Source organism: Pseudomonas agronomica, from assembly GCF_025917275.1.
GTDB classification, from domain to species: domain Bacteria; phylum Pseudomonadota; class Gammaproteobacteria; order Pseudomonadales; family Pseudomonadaceae; genus Aquipseudomonas; species Aquipseudomonas agronomica.
Window position 1 is genome coordinate 1 of record NZ_JAOSHO010000330.1, and the last position, 5,859, is coordinate 5,859.

Genomic DNA, 5,859 nt, shown 5'->3' on the forward strand with positions numbered 1-5,859 from the left:
GCGGGAGCAAGCTCCCTCGCCACGATAGCGCTTAGGCGTGAGCTTCTTCCTGCTCAGGCACCAACCGTACTTCCACCCTCTGACCCAACGCACGCGCTGCGCTGGCAAGTGTTGCCAGTGTCATTCCCGCATCGTTCTGATCCAGCGCACGATCAACAGCAGTGCGACTGGTGTGCATCCGCTGTGCCAAGGCCTTTTTGGTCACTTTCTGAAGCTTCATTGCTTCGGCAATCTGCCAGGCAATAACGCGCTTGAGCGCAGCTGCGGAAACTTCTTCGGCGATACCTTGCTCGGCGAGGAAGTCGTCAAAATCAGATCCGATGTGTTTGTTCATTTGCTGTGCCTCATAGTCTTGCTTTGCGCTGCTTGGCAGTTGCCATGTCGGTGGTTGGCGTTTTTTGACTTTTCTTTATGAAAGCGTGGAGTAGAACCATGTCAGAGCCCACCACAGTGAAGAGAACGCGGGCGATGGTTTCTCCAAGGTCAATCCTGACCTCCCAAAGCCCAGTGTCCAGCTTGCGAACCACCGGCATACCTATAGGCCAACCAATCTGAACGGTCTTGATATCAGTCCCGACCATCCGTCTGTGTTCGCGAGGCAGGTCAGTCAACCATTCGCGAACGGGCTCATTCCCGGCGTCGGTGCGGAAGAAACGTACGTTCAGTACGGGGGCAATATCAACCATGAACGAAGTGTACCGAAATAGGTGCATTGCGCAACCCAGGTATTACTGAGAATTTGTACAGCGGCCGGGTGGTTGATACGGATGCTGCTGTTGGGGCCGCTGCGCAGCCCAGCGGGAGCAAGCTCCCTCGCTACGACAGCGGTCCGCTTCAGCGCGATGCAGCCATCAACCCCGACGTTGGATAAACGCGCGAATCCGCTCCGCCGCTTCCACGCATTCCGCCAATGGCGCAACCAGGGCCATGCGCACGCGGCCGGCGCCTGGGTTGACGCCGTCCACGTCGCGGGACAGGTACGAGCCCGGCACGACGGTCACGTGTTCCTGTTCGAACAGGTCACGGCAGAACGCCGCGTCGTCGCCTGCCACGTTCGGCCACAGGTAGAAGCTGCCGTCGGGGCGTTGCACGTCCAGCACCGGGCTGAGGATTTCCAGCACCGCGTCGAATTTCTCCCGGTACAGCGCACGGTTGGCCCGCACGTGCACTTCGTCGTTCCACGCGGCGATGCTTGCCAGTTGGGTCTGAACCGGCATCGCGCAGCCATGGTAGGTGCGGTACAGCAGGAAGCCCTTGAGGATGTCGGCGTCGCCGGCCACGAAACCGGAGCGCAGGCCCGGCAGGTTGGAGCGCTTGGAGAGGCTATGGAACACCACGCAGCGATTGAAGTCCTTGCGGCCCAGTTCGACGCAAGCGGTGAGCAGGCCTGGCGGCGGGGTTTGTTCGTCGAAGTAGAGTTCGCTGTAGCACTCGTCCGAGGCGATCACGAAGTCATGTTCGTCAGCCAGGGTGATGAGCTTTTTCAGCACGTCCACCGGGATCAGCGCGCCGGTCGGGTTGCCCGGGGAGCACAGGAACAGGATCTGGCAGCGTTTCCAGATGTCCGGCGAGACGGCATCGAAATCCGGATTGAAGCCGTTGGCATCGAGGCAAGGCAGGTAGTGCGGCTTGGCCCCGGCCAGGAACGCCGCGCCTTCGTAGATCTGGTAGAACGGGTTCGGGCTGACCACCAGGGCGTCGTCGCCCCGGTTGACCACGGTCTGGGTGAAGGCGAACAGCGCTTCGCGGGTGCCGTTGACCGGCAACACATGGCGCGCCGGGTCGAGCCAGCCGCTCGGTACATTGAAGCGACGCTCGCACCAGCCAGTGATGGCTTCGCGCAGTTCCGGAATGCCCAGCGTGGTCGGGTACACCGCCATTTTTTCCAGATTATTCGCCAGCGCCTCGGCCACGAAGCTCGGCGAACGGTGCTTGGGCTCGCCGATGGACAGCGCGATCAGGCGCTTGTCCGGGTTCGGCGTGACGCTGCCGAGCAAGGCGCGGAGTTTTTCGAACGGGTAGGGCTGGAGCTGGTTCAAAGCGTTGTTCATCGGGGGCCTCGTTCAATATGGGCACTGCCCCTGTGGGAGCGAGCCTGCTCGCGAAAGCGACGGGTCAGTCAATGGTTTTGTCGACTGACACACCGTATTCGCGAGCAGGCTCGCTCCCACAGGGGGGGATTCGTTCGTTCAGATGCTGATACGTGTCAGCTGGGCATCGGGTTCCTGGTTGACGCTCAAATGCTGCACGATCGCTTCCTGCAAGCGGCTGCACAGTTGCGGATCGGACAGCGGATGATTGTGGGCGTCGGTAATGAAGAACACGTCTTCCACCCGTTCGCCGAGCGTGGCGATCTTGGCGTTCTGCAGCGACAGGTCGAATTCCAGAAAGATATGGCCGACCCGCGCCAGCAGGCCCGGGCGGTCCGGCGCGCTGAGTTCCAGCACGGTGACCTGGCGATGGGCGTCGTTGTGGATCGTCACCTGTGGCGCAAAGGCGAAATGTTTGAGCTGGCGCGGCACGCGGCGCTGGATGATGGTCGGGTAATCCGCCGGGTTGCGCAGGGCCTCGGTGAGGCCATCGCGAATCTGCTTGATCCGCGCGGGGTTGTCACCGATTGAATCGCCGTCGGTGTCGAGCACGATATAGGTGTCGAGGGTAAATTGGCTGGTGGACGTAATGACCCGGGCGTCATGGATGTTGAGGTTGAGCTGGTCCATCGCCGCCACGGTCACGGCGAAGAAATCGTGCTGGTCCGGGGCGTAGATGAAGATCTGCGTGCCGCCCTCGAACTCGCGTTGGGTGGTTTCCTTGATCAACACCAGCGGTCCGCCGTCGGCCGGCTGCTGCAGGATCGCGTCGCTGTGCCAGGCCACGTCGCCGGCGGTGTGGCGCAGGAAGTAGTCATCGCCCAGTTGCGACCAGAGCTGCTCGACATCGTCCGGATCGGTGCCGCCGCGTACCAGGATGTCCAGGGCCGCGCTCTGGGTGCGGCGGATCTGCTCTTCGCGGTCCACCGGGTTTTCCAGCCCGCGGCGCAGGGCTCGCTTGGTCTCCGTGTACAGCTGGCGCAGCAGGCTCGCGCGCCAGGAGTTCCACAGGGACGGATTGGTGGCGTTGATGTCGGCCACGGTCAGCACGTAGAGGTAATCCAGGCGCGTCTCATCGCCGACGGTCTGGGCGAAATCGTGGATCACCTGCGGGTCGGACAAGTCCTTGCGCTGGGCGGTCGTCGACATCATCAAGTGGTTTTGCACCAGCCAGACGATCAGCCGGCTGTCCCATACCGGCAGTTGGTGCCGCTGGCAGAACGCCTCGGCATCCACCGCGCCGATCTCGGAATGGTCGCCCTGGCGACCCTTGCCAATGTCGTGATAGAGCCCCGCCATGTAGATCAGCTCGGGCTTGGGCAGCTTGGCCATGAGCTTGCTGGCCAGCGGGAATTTCTCTGACACCTGGGTGTATTGCAGCTTACGTAGGTGCTTGATCAGGTTCAGCGTGTGAGCATCGACCGTATAGATGTGGAACAGGTCGTGCTGCATCTGCCCGACGATATGGCCGAACTCCGGCAGGTAGCGCCCGAGGATCCCGTAGCGGTTCATCCGACGCAGGTTGCGGTGCACGCCGATCTTGCACTTGAACAGCTCGATGAACAGGCTGGTGTTGCGAATGTCATGGCGGAAGTCGTCGTCGATCAAGTGACGGTTTTCCCGCAACAGGCGAATGGTGTCGGCGCGCACGCCCTTGATTTCCGGCTGCTGGGCCATGAGCACGAAGATTTCGAGCATGGCGAAGGGCGTGCGGCGGAAGATGTTGGCGTTGCGCGCCTCGATGTAGCCATCGTGCAGTTGGAATCGAGAGTTGATCGGCTGCGGCGGCGCCTCATCCTCGGAGGCGAGAATGACCTCTTCGAAGTGCTGGATGATCAGCTCGCTGAGCTGGGCAATGCTCATCACCACGCGGTAATACTGCTGCATGAAGTTTTCAATGGACTGCTTGGCGTCCTGGCCTTCGAAACCCAGCAGGCCGGCGATGGAGCGCTGGTGGTCGAACAGCAGTCGATCCTCGGCGCGCCCGGCGAGCATGTGCAGGGCGTAGCGGACCTTCCACAGGAATTCCTGGGACGAGGCGAGCAGTGCATTCTCGCTTTCCACCAGGAAACCTTCTCCGGCGAGGGCCCGCAGGTTGAGCGTGCCGTACTGCCGACGGGCAACCCACAGAATCGTCTGGATATCCCGCAGTCCGCCGGGCGAGCCCTTGACGTTGGGTTCCAGGTTGTACTCGGTGTCGTTGTACTTGTGGTGGCGAGCCTTCTGTTCGGCGCGCTTGGCCAGGAAGAAATCCTTGCTCGGCCACATGTGCGCCGTGCTGGTGACGTCGAGCATGCGCTGGCGCAGTCGCTCGGGGCCGGCAACAGTGCGGCTTTCCATCAAGTTGGTGATCACTGTCAGGTCGGCGCGGGCTTCGTCGGCGCATTCCTGCACCGAACGTACGCTTTGGCCGACTTCCAGGCCGATATCCCACAACAGCGTCAGGAAGCGCTCGATGGAGTCGCGGAAAATCTCATGATCGGCGCTGTCCAGCAGGATCAGCAGGTCGATGTCGGAATAAGGGTGCAGTTCACCGCGCCCGTAGCCGCCCACCGCCACCAGGGCGATGTCGGCGTCCTCGCTCCAGTTGAACTGCTCCCAGGCCTTTTGCAGGATGTTGTCGACGAACCAGGCGCGGTCCTCGATCAGCCGGCGGATATCGCGGCCGCTGCGAAAGCGCTGGTCGAGCACTTCGTGGGCCTGGCGGATCGCTTTCTTGAACGCCGAGATGGGGCTTGCCTTCAGGGCCAGTTCAGCCTGGAACTGGCCGCGGTCGAAGAGTTCGGGATCCACCTGCGGCATCGAATGGCTTTCCTTTCTATCTATAGCTATAGGCTGGTTACGGGTCAGGCGGAAACGCGCGGGATGGTGTCATCGCTGCGCAGGGTAAAGATCTCGTAGCCCGTCTCGGTCACCAGCAGGGTATGTTCCCATTGGGCCGACAGCTTGCGATCCTTGGTGATGGCGGTCCAGCCGTCGCCCAGCACCTTGGTGTCGGCGCGGCCCTGGTTGATCATCGGCTCGATGGTGAAGGTCATGCCCGCCTGCAGCTCCATGCCAGTGCCGGCGCGGCCATAATGCAGGATCTGCGGTTCTTCGTGGAACACCTTGCCGATGCCGTGGCCACAGAATTCACGCACCACCGAGAAGCCGTTCTTCTGCGCGTGCTTCTGGATCACTTCGCCGATGTCACCCAGGCGGCAGCCCGGCTTCACCAGTTCGATGGCCATGTACATGCATTCCTGGGTGACCTTGGACAGGCGCTCGGCCCACTCCGGTACGTTGCCCACATGGAACATCCGGCTGGTGTCGCCGTGGTAGCCGTCCTTGATGACGGTGACGTCGATGTTCAGCGTGTCGCCGTCCTTCAACGGTTTTTCGTTGGGGATACCGTGGCAGACCACATGGTTGATCGAGGTGCAGATCGACTTCGGGAAGCCTTTATAGTTGAGCGGAGCGGGGATGGCTTTCTGCTCGTTGACGATGTAGTCGTGGCAGATGCGGTCCAGCTCTTCGGTGGTCACGCCCGGCTTGACGTAGTCGGCGATCATTTCCAGCACTTCGGCGGCGAGTTTGCCGGCGACGCGCATTTTGGCGATGTCTTCGGGAGTCTTGAGGGTGACGGTCATACAGGCTCTCTCTGCGCCCGACGGCGCTGTTCAAAACGGAATGGGCGACGGATGATGATTCGCGTGGCCCTGAAAGAGGCGATTCTAACAGACGATCAGCGCAAAGAACCCTATAGCCTGGAACTCTGTGGCGAGGGGAT

5 protein-coding genes are annotated in these 5,859 nt (G+C 61.6%); all 5 read right to left on the bottom strand.

The window, feature by feature from the left end:
- Positions 1–31: 31 nt before the first annotated feature.
- Positions 32–334, bottom strand: a complete 303-nt coding sequence (locus OC610_RS19760; RefSeq protein ID WP_057448352.1) for an XRE family transcriptional regulator — start codon at positions 332–334, stop codon at positions 32–34.
- Positions 335–344: 10 nt separating this feature from the next.
- Positions 345–686 carry a type II toxin-antitoxin system RelE/ParE family toxin gene (locus tag OC610_RS19765; RefSeq protein ID WP_264430065.1) on the bottom strand — a complete coding sequence of 114 codons (342 nt, stop codon included), beginning with the start codon at positions 684–686 and terminating at the stop codon, positions 345–347.
- Between the two features lie 165 nt (positions 687–851).
- Entirely contained in the window at positions 852–2,051 is a 1,200-nt protein-coding gene (gene dapC, locus OC610_RS19770; RefSeq protein ID WP_264430067.1) for a succinyldiaminopimelate transaminase, read from the bottom strand.
- Between the two features lie 138 nt (positions 2,052–2,189).
- Positions 2,190–4,892 carry a [protein-PII] uridylyltransferase gene (locus tag OC610_RS19775; RefSeq protein WP_264430069.1) on the bottom strand — a complete coding sequence of 901 codons (2,703 nt, stop codon included), beginning with the start codon at positions 4,890–4,892 and terminating at the stop codon, positions 2,190–2,192.
- Positions 4,893–4,936: 44 nt separating this feature from the next.
- On the bottom strand, positions 4,937–5,719 hold the full coding sequence (map, locus tag OC610_RS19780) for a type I methionyl aminopeptidase (protein WP_030139491.1): 783 nt from the start codon (positions 5,717–5,719) through the stop codon (positions 4,937–4,939).
- Positions 5,720–5,859 lie beyond the last annotated feature (140 nt).

What these genes read in the sequence shown, in the direction of transcription:
- OC610_RS19760 (WP_057448352.1), bottom strand. Translation starts at nt 334, where the DNA reads ATGAACAAACACATCGGATCTGATTTTGACGACTTCCTCGCCGAGCAA.
- OC610_RS19765 (WP_264430065.1), bottom strand. Translation starts at nt 686, where the DNA reads ATGGTTGATATTGCCCCCGTACTGAACGTACGTTTCTTCCGCACCGAC.
- dapC (WP_264430067.1), bottom strand. Translation starts at nt 2,051, where the DNA reads ATGAACAACGCTTTGAACCAGCTCCAGCCCTACCCGTTCGAAAAACTC.
- OC610_RS19775 (WP_264430069.1), bottom strand. Translation starts at nt 4,892, where the DNA reads ATGCCGCAGGTGGATCCCGAACTCTTCGACCGCGGCCAGTTCCAGGCT.
- map (WP_030139491.1), bottom strand. Translation starts at nt 5,719, where the DNA reads ATGACCGTCACCCTCAAGACTCCCGAAGACATCGCCAAAATGCGCGTC.